The sequence below is a fragment of the Zhenhengia yiwuensis genome, from assembly GCF_014384995.1.
Lineage (GTDB): Bacteria > Bacillota > Clostridia > Lachnospirales > Cellulosilyticaceae > Zhenhengia > Zhenhengia yiwuensis.
On the sequence record NZ_JACRSY010000016.1, the window covers coordinates 1 to 16,100 of the forward strand.

Annotated in this window: 17 protein-coding genes, 1 tRNA gene and 1 other RNA gene; 16 read left to right on the forward strand and 3 right to left on the reverse strand. The window is 33.9% G+C overall.

Going from position 1 to position 16,100, the window contains the following annotated elements:
* The 12 genes from H8718_RS21075 (at nucleotide 1) to H8718_RS10945 (ending at nucleotide 11,206) form a co-directional block, all read left to right on the forward strand.
* Complete coding sequence (locus H8718_RS21075; RefSeq protein ID WP_408646572.1) at nucleotides 1–78, forward strand: IS3 family transposase; 78 nt, start codon at nucleotides 1–3, stop codon at nucleotides 76–78.
* Between the two features lie 238 nt (nucleotides 79–316).
* Nucleotides 317–1,930 (forward strand): RNA polymerase sigma factor, encoded by a 1,614-nt coding sequence (locus H8718_RS10895; RefSeq protein WP_249332923.1) that lies wholly within the window; start codon nucleotides 317–319, stop codon nucleotides 1,928–1,930.
* 40 nt (nucleotides 1,931–1,970) lie between these two features.
* Entirely contained in the window at nucleotides 1,971–3,773 is a 1,803-nt protein-coding gene (locus tag H8718_RS10900) for an ABC transporter ATP-binding protein (RefSeq protein ID WP_249332924.1), read from the forward strand.
* A gap of 2 nt (nucleotides 3,774–3,775) precedes the next feature.
* Nucleotides 3,776–5,563, forward strand: coding sequence for an ABC transporter ATP-binding protein (locus H8718_RS10905; RefSeq protein ID WP_249332925.1), 1,788 nt, complete (start codon nucleotides 3,776–3,778; stop codon nucleotides 5,561–5,563).
* A gap of 129 nt (nucleotides 5,564–5,692) precedes the next feature.
* Nucleotides 5,693–6,097, forward strand: coding sequence for a ribosomal maturation YjgA family protein (locus tag H8718_RS10910; RefSeq protein ID WP_177671997.1), 405 nt, complete (start codon nucleotides 5,693–5,695; stop codon nucleotides 6,095–6,097).
* 926 nt (nucleotides 6,098–7,023) lie between these two features.
* A complete protein-coding gene (locus H8718_RS10915; protein WP_177671998.1) occupies nucleotides 7,024–7,326 on the forward strand; it encodes a hypothetical protein in 303 nt (100 codons plus the stop codon).
* Between the two features lie 33 nt (nucleotides 7,327–7,359).
* On the forward strand, nucleotides 7,360–8,283 hold the full coding sequence (locus tag H8718_RS10920; protein ID WP_177671999.1) for a polysaccharide deacetylase family protein: 924 nt from the start codon (nucleotides 7,360–7,362) through the stop codon (nucleotides 8,281–8,283).
* A 259-nt stretch (nucleotides 8,284–8,542) separates the two neighbouring features.
* Nucleotides 8,543–8,737, forward strand: a complete 195-nt coding sequence (locus H8718_RS10925) for a hypothetical protein (RefSeq protein ID WP_177672000.1) — start codon at nucleotides 8,543–8,545, stop codon at nucleotides 8,735–8,737.
* A 170-nt stretch (nucleotides 8,738–8,907) separates the two neighbouring features.
* Entirely contained in the window at nucleotides 8,908–9,798 is an 891-nt protein-coding gene (locus tag H8718_RS10930) for a DUF3881 family protein (RefSeq protein ID WP_177672001.1), read from the forward strand.
* Between the two features lie 111 nt (nucleotides 9,799–9,909).
* Nucleotides 9,910–9,983, forward strand: a tRNA-Arg gene (locus H8718_RS10935).
* A 177-nt stretch (nucleotides 9,984–10,160) separates the two neighbouring features.
* Nucleotides 10,161–10,739, forward strand: coding sequence for a restriction endonuclease (locus tag H8718_RS10940; RefSeq protein WP_249332926.1), 579 nt, complete (start codon nucleotides 10,161–10,163; stop codon nucleotides 10,737–10,739).
* A gap of 74 nt (nucleotides 10,740–10,813) precedes the next feature.
* On the forward strand, nucleotides 10,814–11,206 hold the full coding sequence (locus H8718_RS10945; protein ID WP_249332927.1) for a hypothetical protein: 393 nt from the start codon (nucleotides 10,814–10,816) through the stop codon (nucleotides 11,204–11,206).
* A 72-nt stretch (nucleotides 11,207–11,278) separates the two neighbouring features.
* Here H8718_RS10945 and H8718_RS10950 read toward each other — a convergent pair whose 3' ends face one another.
* Both H8718_RS10950 and H8718_RS10955 read right to left on the reverse strand, forming a co-directional pair.
* Nucleotides 11,279–12,073 (reverse strand): protease inhibitor I42 family protein, encoded by a 795-nt coding sequence (locus H8718_RS10950; RefSeq protein WP_177672004.1) that lies wholly within the window; start codon nucleotides 12,071–12,073, stop codon nucleotides 11,279–11,281.
* A gap of 86 nt (nucleotides 12,074–12,159) precedes the next feature.
* Nucleotides 12,160–13,587, reverse strand: a complete 1,428-nt coding sequence (locus H8718_RS10955; protein WP_249332928.1) for a spore germination protein — start codon at nucleotides 13,585–13,587, stop codon at nucleotides 12,160–12,162.
* A 386-nt stretch (nucleotides 13,588–13,973) separates the two neighbouring features.
* Here H8718_RS10955 and H8718_RS10960 point away from each other — a divergent pair, with 386 nt between their 5' ends.
* The 3 genes from H8718_RS10960 to ffs all read left to right on the forward strand — a co-directional run bounded on the left by H8718_RS10960 (nucleotide 13,974) and on the right by ffs (nucleotide 15,252).
* Nucleotides 13,974–14,411 carry a deaminase gene (locus H8718_RS10960; protein ID WP_177672071.1) on the forward strand — a complete coding sequence of 146 codons (438 nt, stop codon included), beginning with the start codon at nucleotides 13,974–13,976 and terminating at the stop codon, nucleotides 14,409–14,411.
* Nucleotides 14,412–14,480: 69 nt separating this feature from the next.
* Nucleotides 14,481–14,918 carry a hypothetical protein gene (locus H8718_RS10965; RefSeq protein WP_249332930.1) on the forward strand — a complete coding sequence of 146 codons (438 nt, stop codon included), beginning with the start codon at nucleotides 14,481–14,483 and terminating at the stop codon, nucleotides 14,916–14,918.
* 69 nt (nucleotides 14,919–14,987) lie between these two features.
* An RNA gene (ffs, locus tag H8718_RS10970) (signal recognition particle sRNA large type) lies at nucleotides 14,988–15,252 on the forward strand.
* 82 nt (nucleotides 15,253–15,334) lie between these two features.
* Here the strand turns inward: ffs and H8718_RS10975 are convergent.
* A complete protein-coding gene (locus H8718_RS10975) occupies nucleotides 15,335–15,625 on the reverse strand; it encodes a hypothetical protein (protein WP_177672008.1) in 291 nt (96 codons plus the stop codon).
* Nucleotides 15,626–15,731: 106 nt separating this feature from the next.
* Here H8718_RS10975 and H8718_RS10980 point away from each other — a divergent pair, with 106 nt between their 5' ends.
* A complete protein-coding gene (locus H8718_RS10980; protein WP_249332931.1) occupies nucleotides 15,732–16,085 on the forward strand; it encodes an arsenate reductase family protein in 354 nt (117 codons plus the stop codon).
* Nucleotides 16,086–16,100 lie beyond the last annotated feature (15 nt).

The following is a 16,100-nucleotide window of genomic DNA, read 5'->3' on the forward strand; positions in this document are numbered from 1 at the left end:
ATGTATTATAACACAAAGCGAATTCATTCTGCTCTTGGGTATATTTCACCTGCACAATTTGAAGAATTAAATTCATAAAATCAACTTAACTTTGTGTCTACTTTTTATTGACAACTCCAAGTTTTTATTTTTTTAGTTGTCTACTTGACGGGTAGCAGTTCAAGATACAGTGCTTACCTTTTTTTTGTTTATTTTACAGATAAAAAATATATTTATAAGATACTTAAATATTTTCCTATATAAAGCAAAGTTTTTTCAAACCTTTTGCATGGGTAGTACACTATATATATGTAACGAATTATTAAGGAGAAGAAGAATGGAGAAAATGCAGGCAGATTCTATCATTGAATATTATATGAGACCTATGTACGGTTTTGCACTTAAAAAGATGGGAAATCTAGCAGAAGCAGAGGAGTTAGCAGCACAAATTATTTTAGAGATTTATCAAGTACTGTGTTATAAGGAAGATTTTATTGATATAAACAACTATGTATCTAAAATTGCACACAATGTTTGGGTAAGATATTTAAAAGAAAAAACAAAGAAAAAATGTGAGACTACGTTAGAAGACCCATTAATGAATAACTGTGCAGAAGAGATATACAAGAAAATGATAGATGAGGAGACGAAAGGTCTATTAAGACGAGAGATTGCATATCTATCTAGGCAGCAAAGAAATATAATTGTTGATTATTACTATAAAAGAAAGTCAATAAAAGAGATTGCAAGTGGAATGGATTTATCTGAAGGTACAATAAAGTGGAATCTTTTTGATATAAAGAAGGAGTTGAAGGTGGGAATGAGAGCAATACGAACGGTGGGAAGTTTAGGAATTAATCCTATTAGATTTGCGTCTATGGGGCATAGCGGAATACCAGGCGAAAGAGGAGATACAAGTGATTTTTTAAGTAAAGTCATCACACAAAATATAGCTTATGCAGCGTATCATGAGCCACGAAGTATTAAAGAAATTGCGGAAGAATTAGGGGTATCCCCTGTATTTATAGAAGATGAAATCCATACACTTGAAGAATATGGATTTATGGAACGACTTCCCGGGGGGAAATACAGAACGCAAATCGTTATTGAAGAGCCTTTATTAAGTGAAAAAGAAGCAATACATGAATTAAACAAAAAATATGCAAAGATTTTTTATGAGAAGTATTACAAAGAGCTTCTGAGTTTAGAAGATAAAATTAATAAAATTGGGTTTTACTACCCTGATCAGGACTATAATTGTTTATTATGGACACTTATTCCTTATGTTGCACAATTTTTGAATTTTAAAGAGGATGAAAGGATTAAAGATGAGGACGTACTTATATATAGAAAAGATGGAGGTAAATATATTGCTATAGCAAGGATTGATAAAGCTTTACAAGTAAATTATGATGAACAAAAATATATAAGTATGTATATGGGGAGAGGGAGTGAAGATGAAAAGGAAGTACAAGGATGGCAAGTATGGACTTTTTGGAGTGGAAGGAATGGAGGATGGAGAGATAACAAATATAGTGATTATGTAAGTATGATGTATTTCATAAAAGGTAAACTTGTTGAAAATGAAGTAACGGAAGAAGTTTATAGCCGTTTAATAGAAAAGGAGTATTTAATACAGGAAGATCATGGATACAAAGTTAATATCGTATACTTTGAAAATAAAAGTCAAGTTGAAAAATTAGAAAGCATTTTACCTAGACCCTCAGATGAGGTTAGACAATTAAGTTTAGAATATGGGCAGCAGATTTATGAAATAAAGAGAAGGGGCTATCCTTCACATGTGCATAAGGCATTAAGAAGTTTAACGCAAGAATCAATAATAAGAAACCTAATTCCTTATGTATTAGAAGAAATGCTTCAACAAGGTGTTTTAAGATTGCCAACGGAAAAGCAGAGGAAGGGTATATCAACTATTTTATTTTTAGGATGATACTTTAAGGAAGAGATAATAAATGATAAAAGGAGATTTTATGAAAAGAGAAGTGTCTAAGTATACAACTTGGCAAAATGTAGTTTATGTTATTCAAGGAGCCTGGAAATATGATAAGAAGGTATTTGGTTATTTCGGAGTATATACTTTCTTAGCGTCTATTCAACCCTTCATACTTATCTTCTTTCCAAAATGGATTTTAGAAGAGTTATTAGGTGCTAAAAGGCTAGAGCAATTAGTAGCGTTACTTGTTTCATTCTTTTTAGTTGCAGCTGTAGTAGGTTTTTTTACAACATGGTTAAGAAGCCTTTATTTCCCCCACATGATAAAGATTCGATTTGAGTTTATTAGGAAGCATCAAGAGAAGTGTATGATGACCAATTTTAAAAATACTGAGGATGCAGACTTCCTAAATGATATGGAAACTGCTTTTAGATGTTTAGGAAGTAATGATATAGGTATAGAAGGCATGCTTCATAAGTTATTTGCATTAGTAGGAAATTTAATTGCTTTAGGTGGTTATGTCACTATTATAGCTACACTAAACATATGGGTACTCCTTTACCTTGTTGTTAATGTAATTATCTCCTATTTTATTACCTTTAGAGTTAAAAAATATGAACATGACCAGAAAGATATTATTTCTGAAAATGATAGAAGGTCTAATTATTTGTACCATGTTATGTATGATTTTTCATATGGTAAAGAACTAAGGTTGCTAGGTATTAGAGACTGGATTGCTGAAAGATTTGTGGAGTACAAAAATAGGAGATTAACCATACATAAGAAGATTAAATGGAAGTATTTTAATGTAGGATTAGTAGATATTAGTTTATTAGTTATTAGAGAAGTCGTAATCTACAGTTACTTGATTTATTTAGTAATGAATAAGCAAATTTCTATTCCGGATTTTACAATGTATTTTACAACGGTAGCAGGGTTTGCTGGATGGATGACGATGATGATGAAAGATTTAGCCTATATGAGAGCACAAAATCTTAATATCTGTGATTACAGAAGTTTTATTGAGAAAGAAGAAGAGGTAGAGCAAACACATAAAATGTCTGTGCCAGAAGGACCTTATACCTTTGAATTTAGAGATGTATCTTTTAAATATCCTAATAGTGAAAAGTATGTTTATAAGCATTTAAACTTAATCATTCACTCCGGAGAAAAATTAGCTATAGTGGGACATAATGGGGCTGGAAAAACAACTTTCGTTAAATTGTTATGTAGGCTTTATGATGTAACAGATGGAGAAATTTTATTAAATGGCATAAATATTAAGTGTTTTGATAAACAAGAGTATTATAAAAAGTTCTCTGTAGTATTCCAAGAGATTAAGACACTAGCATTTTCAGTAGCAGAAAATGTTGCGTTGCAAGAAAAGGAGCATATTAATTATGCCAAAGTTGCTCAGGTATTAGAAGAAGCTGGAATGAGTAAAAAAATAGAAAGTCTCAAAAGAGGTGTACATACGGCTATCCAAAAGATTTTAGATGATGAAGGGATTGAATTATCAGGAGGAGAGAATCAAAAGATTGCTATCGCTAGAGCACTCTATAAAAATGGAGAAATTATGATTCTTGATGAGCCAACTGCAGCATTAGATGCATTAGCAGAACATGAGATTTATATGAATTTTAATCAAATGGTACAGAATAAAATCGCTATTTATATCTCACACCGACTAGCTTCTACACAGTTCTGTGATCGAATAGCCATGTTTGAACAAGGTAAGCTTGTAGAATATGGTACACATGATGAATTAATGGAGCTTAATGAAAAATACGCAGATATGTTTGCTGTTCAAGCTAAATATTATCAAGAGGAGGGTGCGTGAGGATGAAGAAGTGGGATATGAAAGGACTTAAAGGGGATATTAGGATAATCAGCTATTTTTTAAAGCTTGTAAACACTATTTTGCCAAGTTATATACCGCTTATAGTCATTGCAGCTTTCTTTAAAGCTATAGCACCTTTTATTAATATTGTAATGCCTAAATTTATCCTAGATGAGTTAATGGGACAACAAAGAATACACATATTTGCTCTTTTGGTAGGGGGAGTAGTTATTGGAAACGGTGTATTTAATTTGATCAATAGTTTTTTTGCAACTAAAGTAGATATTGCTAATTCAAAATTAGTGAATGGATTTGAGTTGCACTTAGGAAGGCATATTATGAGTATGGATTTCGAGAGCTTAGAAAATCCTAAGATTTTAAATCTTAAGGATCGGGCTTTATTCCCTATTACGAATCAAGGAGTCCTCTGGAGAATGATAGGGGGATTCATTAACCTATTACAAATTATATTAACGCTTATAGGGTTAGTAGCTCTTATATCTACAATCAATGTAGGATTAGTAGGTATTATTATAGGGATTGTACTTATTAACTCTTTCATTTTTAAAAGACTACAGGCTCTTCAGTTTAAATTTAATCAAGAACTTATTCCTTTAAATAGAGGATTTAGTTACTATGCCTCCTTAGCCTCAGATTTTTCTATGGGAAAAGATGTGAGAATTTATAATATGCCTCCTTACATTTTAAGCAAGATAGATGAGTTTAACGAAAAAAGTTTAGACGGTTTCAAAAAAGTATTTGGAATGCAGGGTAAATATGAGGGAATATCAAATATCAACTTACAGTTTCAGATGATTATTGTATACACCTATATGGTGTGGAAAGTCTTTAAAGGAGCTATAAGCGTAGGAGATTTTGCTATGTATATTTCAGCTACTAATAATTTTTCAACGCAAGTATCACAACTTTTAACTCAGTTTATTGAAATCAGGCAAATGTGTAGATATCTTGACCTTTATTTACAATTTGAGGCCTTGCCAATTAAGGTACAGAAAGGTAGTAAAGAAATAGGAGTATTGAGTAGCGTAAACATTGAATTCAAAAATGTATGGTTTAAATATCCCCAAGCTGAAGATTATACCTTAAAAGATGTTTCATTAACTTTAAATAGTGGAGAAAAAATGTCTATTGTTGGACAAAATGGAGCAGGAAAAACTACTTTTATCAAATTACTTTGTAGGCTTTATGAGCCTGAAAGAGGAGAAATTTTAATAAATGGAGTCAATGTGAAGGAGTATGCTTTTGATGATTATACAAAATTATTATCAGTTGTATTCCAAGACTATAAACTTTTTTCATTCACAATCCAAGAAAATATGTCTTTCAATCAAGCTTGTAATCAAGAAGAACTGGAGATAGCCCTCCAAAAATCTGGAGTAAGAGATAAAGTGGCAAGTCTAGATAAAGGAGTAGAGACTTCGCTTTATAAAAATTTTGATAAAGAAGGCACCGAGCTTTCGGGTGGAGAAATGCAGAAATTAGCTATAGCAAGGGCTATTTATAAAAATGCACCAATTGTAGTATTAGATGAACCAACAGCGGCGTTAGATCCTTATGCAGAGTATGAAATCTATGCTAAGTTCAACGAACTAGTAAAAAATAAAACAGCTATTTATATTTCTCATAGATTATCAAGTTGCAGATTTTGTGACAAGATAGCTGTATTTGATAATGGAAGACTAATCGAACAAGGTACACATACAGAGTTAAAAGAACAAGATGGTAAGTATGCTCAGATGTGGAAAGCACAAGCACAGTATTACGTATAAAGAGACTAAGAAAAAATCTTTTTAGTTCAAAATTAAACTATGTTTATGAATAGAATAAATCTCTATATAATTGAAAGTATATGCTTTATAATAAGCTGATATTTTAGATTAATAGAGTGGGGGAAAGGTATGAAATGGAAGCAAGTTGATAGAAATAGGCTATTGTATATGGTATTAGTTGCAATGGTTATGGTACTGGGGATTTTATCAAGAAAAGTAGAGGGCCTACCAATATTGATAGGAGCCTATGCAGGAGATACCTTATGGGCTATGATGGTTGTCTTAGGGTTAGCCTTTCTATTTAAACGAAAGTCTACAGTATGGGTAGCATTAGGTGCACTTATTTTCTCTTTTGGCATTGAAGTAAGTCAGTTATATCATGCTCCCTGGATTGATGCAATAAGAGCTACGACATTAGGGGGATTAATACTGGGTTATGGCTTCTTATGGAGTGATTTAGCATGCTATACAGTAGGTGTTATTTTAGGGAGTTTATTAGACTGTGGCATAGGTATGATTAGGAGCAAAAAATAGAAAGTATAAAATTTTTATAAAAAAATTGAAGAAAAATGCCTACATAAGACTATATAGTATATGTAAGCAGTAAAACATATCCTAGGTCGTTTGAATGCTTACAATAATGCAAGAGGTAGATAGAGATTTAGCCCCCCTTCTAAATTCAAGTCTACCATCTTGCAAAACCTTGGAGCTTTACAGTGGCAGTAATGCTCTAAAGGTGCAGTGCCCAAAAGCAAAGTGCTTATAAGAGTTTATAAAGATGCTCCTAATAAAGAAGCTACGGTCCATCTTGCAGTAGGGGTATATGTTCTACGTGCTACCTCCTCGCCTTGACGTGATACATGCAGTGGCATCCCTTTCACCAATAGGGACGGACAAGACCCACTTAGTGCCTATACGCTACCTATAGAGAAACCTTTCACTTCTTAATAGGTGAATCTAATGAGCTTAAAAAGCCAAGCTTATTTGCCACCATAAAAGCTCAGTAAATACAGTTATTTTAAGGGGGAACTGTATTTGCTGAGTTTTTTGTGCTTAAAAAACTAGTTGGGTGACCTGTTGTACGTCTACAGCATGAGAAGGTGAGATAAAGATAATACCGAAGTAGGTACTTATAAGGCTAGAATTTCTATTGAGGTAGTAGCTACGGTTAAAACAAGTGTAAATAGCAGTTTTACAACAGATTTTATATAATACATAACCTTCTCTGACGTCCTTTTCAAGTCATATTAATGCAGGTGGGCAATCGAGAGTGTGAAAGAACTAGGGGGCATATTTTTATCCTGTAAGAACATCTCTTCGAGGTATAATTTACAAAACTTTCTATGGGGAAATATGTCTTCTTTTATCATAAATATGATATAATAAAAAAGCTATTAATAAATAGTAATAGGACAAGGACTTAGTGAGTTTAGCAGAGCGGAAAAGGAAGGATTTAGACTATGAGTACATATGGTTATTCAAGAAGAGTACACAAGAAGAATAATGGTAAAAAAATAGCTGCTATAATATTTGGAGTAGCTGTAATAGCTTTCGTTATTGTAGGAGGAAAGACCTACTTTATGAATAAAAAAGTTAATGATACTAAAGAAGCTTTAACCCGTGTCGAAGAAGAGACAATCAAATTACAAGAAGAGATAGAAGCACTAGGTGGCCAAATTGAAGGTTTAGAGAAAGAGTCAGAGAAGTTAGAATCAATCTTATGGCGTTTCGAGCCGATTGTAATTCCAGATAGTATGAAATAATAAATGTGATGAGAAAGATTAGGTGAGAGAGAAATGGCAAGAAGAAATAATGGGATAGGGATTGTGATCTTGTTTGTAGTATTATCTATTGGCCTCTTAGGTAGTACAGGATGGTTAATGACAAAAGGTAAGGGGCAAAAAGAAGTTCTGAAAGACGTACAGGAAGAACTTCAAACTGCAGAGGCTGCTAAAGCTAATTTAGAGCTTCAATTACAAGAGCTTAATACTAAAAATGATCAACTAGCAAAACAGATTGAAGAACTTAATCTAGAAATTAAAGATTTAGAAACAAGTGGCATGAACCTTTCAGATTTACTTGTTGAAGAAGAAAATAAAAAAATAGCCTATTTAACATTTGATGATGGTCCAAGTGCTAATACAATTAAAATCTTAGACTTCTTAAAGGCTAATAATATTAAAGCGACATTCTTTGTATTAGAGAAGCAAGGATATGATGATTTATATAAACGTATTGTAGATGAAGGTCATGCTATTGCTATTCACTCTAGTACACATGATTATGCAGAGATTTATAAAAATGTGGATGCTTTCATGGCGGATGTAAAAAGTTTATCTGACCATATTAAAGACTTAACTGGGGTAGAAACTAAAATTTTACGTTTCCCAGGCGGATCTAATAACCGTGTAAGTCATCGTTATGGCGGGAGTGACATTATGACAAAAATCATCCCTACTGTAGAAGAAGCGGGCTATGTATACTATGATTGGAACGTAGATTCTCAAGATGCTGCTAAAGGTTTACAAGATACTCAAGTTATCGTAGACTCAGTACTTAGCCAAGCTAAACACAACAATAATGCAGTAATCTTAATGCATGATGCTGCAGCAAAAACAACTACTGTAGAAGCACTCCCTGCTATTGTAGAAGGACTTAAAGAACAAGGCTTTGTATTTGATGCTTTAACAACTGAATCAGAACCAGTTAAATTTAAATAAAAAATCGCCCTTAAATTAAGGGCGATTTTTTGATTCCGTTATTTATAATGTAAATGTATAGAATGCATAAAATGCATAGGTTATAAATTATAATATAGATTTAGGATCAGTGCAAGACTCTTTTCGTTTCGATATTAAAAGTATTATATTGTATTTTTTTGACTATTTAGATTAAAAGATTACTTATAAAGGTTATGAATAAATTTAATAAATTTGTCTAAACTAAGATTGCTAGAAGAATAAGAAGGAGTGTGTTGTTATGAGGCAGTTTGAATGTAAGAATTGTGGGTATGACATGACAGGCATTGAACACCTTACTAATACTATGAACTCTACCTTCTATCCAGGCGTAGATAATACTTTTATGGATGTAGTAGGGCTTTATAATAGTCAGTTCAATAATTCAGTAAGATGTCCTAACTGCGGACAGGTAGGCAGATGGGTAAAACATTAATAGATAGTAGAAGAGCTACCTTTATTTTCTAGGTAGTTCTTTTTTATGACTTATGCTATAGTAAGTATGAAATATAGAAAAATTTCATACAATGTATCAAGCCATTTACTTGCACTTGTAAGATGTGCTCATGTATAATGAAATAATAACATATGGAGAGGAGGCTGGTTATGGAATCTCCACTAAAAGCAATAGGGTTTACCCAAGTAAATGAAAAAGAAATGATGGAAGACATTTTAGAGGAAATTTTAAGTAATCCTACAAAACAAGAAGCTATTCAGCTTAGCGCTAAACAGATATTAGCAGAGTACATGAAAGAGATAGCAGAAAATACATATGTTATGGCACGTGTTTGCGTTAACAAATCTTCGAAGGAACCTAAGATTCAAGTGTTTAGCTGTGATGCTTATGTTGAAGCGAATACTGCTCTTGATGTAGAGGATGTAGAGGTAGAGGGATTTGATGATGGAGACGGCGGAGACCAAAGCTATTATGTAGTTTGTGAAGAGCGAGAGACAGCTATGCAGATTGTTTTCTGGCTTCAAAATGTAGTGGAATATTTAGAGGCACGCAAGAAAAACTTAACATGTTCACAGGTTAATATAGTAGGGATTGCTTCAGAAGGTACAATTGTATTGCCGATAGAAAAAGATGAAGAAGAAGAGCAGATTGAAAAGGAAGAACGTGAGAAACTGCGCCTTATTCTTCAACAGATGAAAAATGGTGATGAAGAAGCTAAGGAAATGCTTGAAAAAGAAGAGAAGGAGTTAGATGACCAGCTTAAAGAACGTTTAAGAGAAGAAGACTTTTTAAGTGTAATGAGCGGTTATTTTATTCCAGAGACAATAGATGAAGCAACTTATGCAGTGCTTGGTGAAATCTTAGAGATTAAAGAACGTATAAATAGTCAAACAGATGAGAAGATGTATATCTTTTCACTAGATGTAAATGATCTTAACTTGGAAGTTGTTATCAGCCAGAGGGAACTTATAGGTATGCCAAGTGTAGGTATGCGCTTTATGGGTACTTGCTGGATACAAGGCAAAGTGATTATGAGTTAAGAATAGGAGCTGCCTTTTGGCAGCTTTTTTATATGAAATATAATTACACTTAAGTTTAATTAACCTACTTGACGAATGAGAAGTAAAGGCGTAATATAAAAGAGATTATACGTTTCCGTAGCTCAGTAGGATAGAGCGACCGCCTCCTAAGCGGTAGGCCGCTGGTTCGATTCCAGTCGGGAACGTTCTATATCATAAGAAAAACTGGATGATAACTGGCTAAAGCTGGTTATCATCCAGTTTTTTTCTATATGGATAAAGATATAAGAGATTTTCTTTAATATCACAAGGTGGTTAAAAAATTTAGATGGTGAATAAAATTATGAAAATCATCCCATACTCCTTAACAAGAGGTGAGAAAAATGGATAAATTTATAAGAGTTATTTTATTTACTATAGCATTAGGCATGTATTTTTTATTTATATTAAAATCTGATAATATTGTTATAGCAGTGACTAAAATTATGATAGTAGCTTTATTGTTATTAGGTATGGAAGCTATTAGAAGAGATAGAGAAAAAGTGTTTTTAATCCATTCTGATATAACTAGGCTAAAGAATATGAAGAACAGTGAGTTTATGGAGTATGTGGCACAGCTTTATAAGAAATTAGGTTACTATATAGACCCTATTAAGAAGGACAAGGATTTAGGGTGTGATTTAATTGTAAGGAAAAATCGTGATGTCATCTGCATTAAGTGCATAAGTGAAGAAGCAGAGGTTAATTTAGAGCCACTCCAGGCAGCCTATGGTAGTAAGAATTTATATAGGGCCAACAAGAGTTTGGTGATTACGCCGAATGGCTACACAGACAAGGCCAAGCAGTTTGCTAGGGCCAATCATATGATATTAGTAGACCAAATGGAACTGATTAAATTAATTACCAAAGCTATAGGAAATAAAGACAGTGAAATGTCTGCACCCAATACGCAGGAAGCGTAATTAGAATGTAATACTAAATAGATCAAATTTGTGTTAGTATAATCTTATACTTATGTTTAAAAGGGGGATTTAGTATGGAACTAGAAACAAGCAAGGAACAAGCATATGATATGCAACTTTCTGCAAAGAAGCCTAAAATCAAAATAGGTACTATGGTTATAGGTATTATGCTTATTGCTATTCCTATTTTAATTACCTTATTTATGACTATGCCAGAACTTTGGCAAGGTATAATGAGTGCAAAAGGTGAGATTATAAAAGGAGCGGTAATTGGTTTAAGTACTTTACCTGTGCTTTTATTTGTTGTTATTAAAGGTGGAAATGCCTGGTATAGAAAATGGTGGGCATGGGTTGCTTGCGGTATTACTGTAATAGCAGTTGTAGCCATTAGCTTATTAGGAACTACGAGCATGGCACCTACTAATGATATGGGTAGGATGGAAATGCAGATGGGTGAAGGAATGTAAAAGGTCAGCATCAGGAATAAAAAAGAGGTGGGACAAAACAACATTGGTTTTGTCCCACCTCTTTTTATATATTTAATTTTGAAGGGCTGTGGTAGGTTTTGCTTTAAGCTTGAAAGTCTTGGTGTCAATGACAGAATCAGGGGTTGATGGACGAAGTTTTTTAAATTCCATAGTATAGGTACCATCTTTTGTAGCTTTAATAACCCAAGAGTGTTCACCAGGAGAGTCGGCAACTTCAGGCTTATTAGGTACAAAGTGATCACTAATAACTTGGAGGCCTTCAGGAAAGGTAACTTGCCATACATATCCTGTAGAAGGATTTTCGTCCAAACGTATAATAAGTTGTTGGCCTGTATAGTAAGTATTGGAACCTTCAAAGAGAGGAAGGATGGTTTGTTGAACGGTTTTTTCTGTTTCTTCTTGTTTAGGTGTTTCGGTTTTGTTAGGAGGTATTGTAGGTTCTTCTGTAGGTATCAGGATAAATTCATTATCCTGTAAAGAGACATGTAGGTTAAAGGCTTTACTCCAAAATTCAGCAGGTGCATAAAGGACATTATCGATGAGTTTTGGTGCCTTTGAAAGAGTTACTGGAACTTGATTAACAAGGATTTCAGTATTATTAACAGAAAGAGAAACAGTTAAATCGGCACTTTGTAAAACTGTAGATTTAGTAGCCGGGTCCCAAGAGAGTTTATGACCTAATAAATCGTTAAGTATTCTAACAGGGAAGAAAGTGTTATCCTCATATGTAGCAGCAGGTACTACCTGTGTGTTGTTTATATTAGTAGGGAGTTCAGAGGCATATATCAGACTGTTACAACTTATAAGAGTAAGTAATATAGGAAATATAAACTTAGACCTTTTCATAAAATACACTCCTTAAAATAATGATATTTAATTTAAGTATATCATTTTAAGGAGTGTAGAGGTACAAATTTTGCATTAAGTTGTGATTAATTATTTCTTACATGCTGTTTACTTTTTACTTTAGTTCGGAACAAAAGTGTCCTAAGGGCTGTCCAGTTAAATGGAATAAGGGGATAGAGATAGGATTCACCGCTGAAGGATTTAGTACGTGCAATGAAAATAATGTCTATAATAAGGGCAATGACAAAGCCCCATATATTGAATAATCCTGCTCCTAGTAGAAGTAACATACGCATAAATTTGATCGCATATGAAAGTTCAATACTGGGCTGAGTAAAGCTAGAAAGTGCAACAATAGCCATGTAAAAGATGGTATGTGGAATAAGCCATCCGGTTTTGACTGCATATTCACCTAGAATAAGCCCACCAATGACAGATAGAGATGTGCCAAGAGAGCTTGGAGTATTTAAGGAAGCAATCTTCAGGCCATCTACAGCAATTTCAAGTGCCAAAAACTGAATGAAGAGGGCAACATTTAATGGTTCATCAGGCAATAAAAAGCTCAAAGATGAGGGAAGATACTGATCATTTTTAACAATAAGGACATATACAGGGGTTAAAAAGAGATTAAAGATCAGTATGGCATAGCGTATAAAACGTAAATAATTCCCTGTCAGTACGGGTACATAATAGTCATCTACATCCTGAGTAAAGTCAAAAATACCTGTTGGAACAATAATAGCAGTAGGAGAGTTATCAACTAAGATAACTATTTTACCTTCGGATACTTGTGCTGCAGCTACATCAGGGCGTTCTGTATAGCGTGCTTTAGGAAAAGGATTAATCCAGGAATCTGAATGCACAGCTTCAACTAAAGTTTGGTCGCCCATAGTAAGGGAGTTAATTTGTAAGTCATTAAGAAGCTGTTTTACCTTTTTTAATGCTTTTTTATTCACCTTATTACTAATATAGCCAATAGCGACATCAGTATGAGACAAAGAACCAATTTGCATCATCTCAAATATAAGATGTGGGTCACGCACACGTCGTCTGATAAGTGCTGTATTAAAGACAATAGTTTCCACGAAGCCATCACGAGCACCACGAATAGTCTTTTCTTTTTCTGGTTCGCTAATACCACGGGTAGGATAGGTGCGAAGGTCTATAACTGCCGCAGAGGGGGATCCATCAAAAAAGAGGATGGTCTGACCAGCTAGAAGAGCTGTAACCAGTTTATCTAAATCCGTTTCTGTAGAGACCTCTATAGAACTGATAGCATATTCAATAAGCTCTTCGGCAGTATGGATTTGATCTAGAGTTTCTTTAGGGAGAGTAAATATATCTCTACGGACATACTCAAGATTAGTATCTTTTGCAAAACCATCTAAGAAATAAAGGTGAAAATTACGTCCGTGGATTTTAAGTGTTTTTTCAAGGAGATCAAAGCTTTTACCTATAGGTAGAATAGCTTTTAGAGCATGTATGTTATCTTGTAGATTAGATGTAAGCTTCATGTTAATCACCTGTTTCTGGAAATATTGTACTTAGTGTGTGCAGGTCTATACAAAATATACATTTTTAAATAGAATAGAGGGGTGATTGAAATAGTTGACCTAGTAGTCAGTAGGGGATACCTAGGGCTTACCTATACCTTTTCTACTGGTTCCACCGGGAAACTTTAGATGAGTGTCAGTATGTATGGGTTTGTATTAGAACTTTGTTTTATTGTCTACTTTAATTGGGAAATTTCCAGTTCCTTTAATGGGATATGGAAATTCTCTTATATTAGATTATTTGATATTTATAACTTAGTATACAAAGGTAAAGGTTGGTTCATAGATTTAAGAAAGGCGGCATAAGTGTGGAAGAGGAACTTTTATTACAAGAACATAAGAAATATATGGAGATGGCTTTAGAAGAGGCAAGAAAGGCTTATGAGCTGGATGAGACGCCAATAGGAGCTATTATTGTGCATAATGGAGAAGTTATTGCAAAGGCATGTAATAGGAGAAACACGGATAAGAACAGCTTGGCTCATGCGGAAGTTATGGCAATTGATGAGGCTTGCAAGTATATAGGAGATTGGAGATTAGAGGAGTGTACAATTTATATTACCCTTGAGCCTTGTCCAATGTGCGCAGGAGCTATTGTACAGGCCAGAATTCCAAAGGTAGTATATGGTGCAAGTAGTCCTAAGGCTGGTTTTGGTGGCTCAGTTATTAATATTTTAGAGATGGGTTCTCTTAATCATAGATGCGATGTTATAAGAGGTATATGTGAAGAAGAAAGTGCGGTACTTCTTAAAGATTATTTTAAGAAAATGCGACAAAAAAAGTAATTGGAGAGTAGTCTGAACAATGGTATAATGTAGGAAATGGTTTTAATAAAAGAAATGGGGGAATTATAAATGAACGTAACAGCAAAACATAAAAAAGCTAGAATTTTTAGAGACTTTCTTATTGAAACAAACGGTATCAACATGTTTAAGGAAGAAGAAAAAGAAAATGCAATTCTTTTTAGAAGTTTATACCCTGTTAGAGAAGATGATAAAAAGCAATTTATGCTCATTATAGATGATACAGTTTATGTAACAATGCAAGCACTTATTGTACCAGAAGTGCCAGAAGAAAAAAGAGATGAAATGCTTAAATTAATTAATACAATTCATCTTGAGTACCCAACTGTAAAATATGTCCTTACACCAACTGGACAAGTTATGACTTCTATGGTGTTCCATGCTCATGAGAAGAACTTTGATCCAGCTTCTACACTTAGATGTATCTTAGAATTATTTAAAGTGATTACAAACAATCATTATGATCGTTTCTTAAAAGTTATTGGTTAAGCGGGCATTGACAGAGTGAACTAAAGTGGTTATACTAATAACGTGACATTTTCATATGTCAACCAATTTCCGTGCTAGCCGGGGAGGTAGCGGCGCCCTGTACCTGCAACCCGCTGTAGCAGGGGTGATGCTCTAGCCGAGGCAGTATTCTGTAGGGTCTGCCCCTAGCAAGTGATGTTGATGATTAGGTCTTACGCAATAGGCACTCGTGAACCGTGTCAGGTCCGGAAGGAAGCAGCACTAAGCGAGCCCGCTCTATGTGCCGTGAGAGTGCCTAGTCGGAGTTAACTACTAGGGTAACGCTTATGGGCTGCTGTCGAAGCTGAGTGCACGGATTTAATAAAGTATATAAACATAATGAGATAGGCCCCTGATAGATTTTTTAATCTTTCAGGGGCCATTTGTTTAAAATTTGACTACTTGTCAACAATAACAGTAAAAGTCTTGGTTGAGATAATACGTCTGCCACAGCAACGTTTACGAAGTTTACAGGTAATGACATATTCTCCTGGAGTAGATGGAGTAAGAAGCCATACACGTAAACGAGTAGAAGCATAAGGTGTACAGCTGTTTTTAAGGGTTTTAAAAGAAGGTGGAAGATCTAATTTCCATTCTGCATTAAGATTAGGAGATTCTTCTAGAGCAAGCTCAAGTACATCGGTTATTTTAGCGAAAGTTTTGCTGGAGGAAGAGAGCACTTTATTCATTTATAACAGATCCTTTCATGTAAAAGAGAGCTTAAAAACTTTATATAGTAGTATATACAAGCAGTGAATAATTGGACACAGAATCATAATAGAAAGAGGAGACAAAATGAAAACTTTATTTATACAATATCCAAAATGTACAACATGTAAGAAAGCGCTTAATTATATTAAAGAAAAAGGTGTAGAGTTTGAGGATAGACATATTGTAGAAAATGCACCTACGCAAGAAGAACTTAAAATGTGGATTGAGAAAAGTGGATTAGAATTTAAAAAATTCTTTAATACATCAGGTAAACTCTACAAAGAAATGGAACTTAAAGATAAAGTAAAAAATATGACTTTAGAAGAAGCTACAGCATTACTTGCTACAAATGGTATGCTTGTTAAAAGACCACTTCTTATTACAGATGATGCTGTAGTAGTTGGTTTTAAAGCTGAGGCTTATGATGAAGTGCTGTAAGAAAGCTTGTTTTGT

Excerpts from the sequence above, each read along its gene's own strand:
- H8718_RS21075 (WP_408646572.1), top strand. The coding sequence starts at position 1 with ATGTATTATAACACAAAGCGAATTCATTCTGCTCTTGGGTATATTTCA.
- H8718_RS10895 (WP_249332923.1), top strand. The coding sequence starts at position 317 with ATGGAGAAAATGCAGGCAGATTCTATCATTGAATATTATATGAGACCT.
- H8718_RS10900 (WP_249332924.1), top strand. The coding sequence starts at position 1,971 with ATGAAAAGAGAAGTGTCTAAGTATACAACTTGGCAAAATGTAGTTTAT.
- H8718_RS10905 (WP_249332925.1), top strand. The coding sequence starts at position 3,776 with ATGAAGAAGTGGGATATGAAAGGACTTAAAGGGGATATTAGGATAATC.
- H8718_RS10910 (WP_177671997.1), top strand. The coding sequence starts at position 5,693 with ATGAAATGGAAGCAAGTTGATAGAAATAGGCTATTGTATATGGTATTA.
- H8718_RS10915 (WP_177671998.1), top strand. The coding sequence starts at position 7,024 with ATGAGTACATATGGTTATTCAAGAAGAGTACACAAGAAGAATAATGGT.
- H8718_RS10920 (WP_177671999.1), top strand. The coding sequence starts at position 7,360 with ATGGCAAGAAGAAATAATGGGATAGGGATTGTGATCTTGTTTGTAGTA.
- H8718_RS10925 (WP_177672000.1), top strand. The coding sequence starts at position 8,543 with ATGAGGCAGTTTGAATGTAAGAATTGTGGGTATGACATGACAGGCATT.
- H8718_RS10930 (WP_177672001.1), top strand. The coding sequence starts at position 8,908 with ATGGAATCTCCACTAAAAGCAATAGGGTTTACCCAAGTAAATGAAAAA.
- H8718_RS10940 (WP_249332926.1), top strand. The coding sequence starts at position 10,161 with ATGGATAAATTTATAAGAGTTATTTTATTTACTATAGCATTAGGCATG.
- H8718_RS10945 (WP_249332927.1), top strand. The coding sequence starts at position 10,814 with ATGGAACTAGAAACAAGCAAGGAACAAGCATATGATATGCAACTTTCT.
- H8718_RS10950 (WP_177672004.1), bottom strand. The coding sequence starts at position 12,073 with ATGAAAAGGTCTAAGTTTATATTTCCTATATTACTTACTCTTATAAGT.
- H8718_RS10955 (WP_249332928.1), bottom strand. The coding sequence starts at position 13,587 with ATGAAGCTTACATCTAATCTACAAGATAACATACATGCTCTAAAAGCT.
- H8718_RS10960 (WP_177672071.1), top strand. The coding sequence starts at position 13,974 with ATGGAGATGGCTTTAGAAGAGGCAAGAAAGGCTTATGAGCTGGATGAG.
- H8718_RS10965 (WP_249332930.1), top strand. The coding sequence starts at position 14,481 with ATGAACGTAACAGCAAAACATAAAAAAGCTAGAATTTTTAGAGACTTT.
- H8718_RS10975 (WP_177672008.1), bottom strand. The coding sequence starts at position 15,625 with ATGAATAAAGTGCTCTCTTCCTCCAGCAAAACTTTCGCTAAAATAACC.
- H8718_RS10980 (WP_249332931.1), top strand. The coding sequence starts at position 15,732 with ATGAAAACTTTATTTATACAATATCCAAAATGTACAACATGTAAGAAA.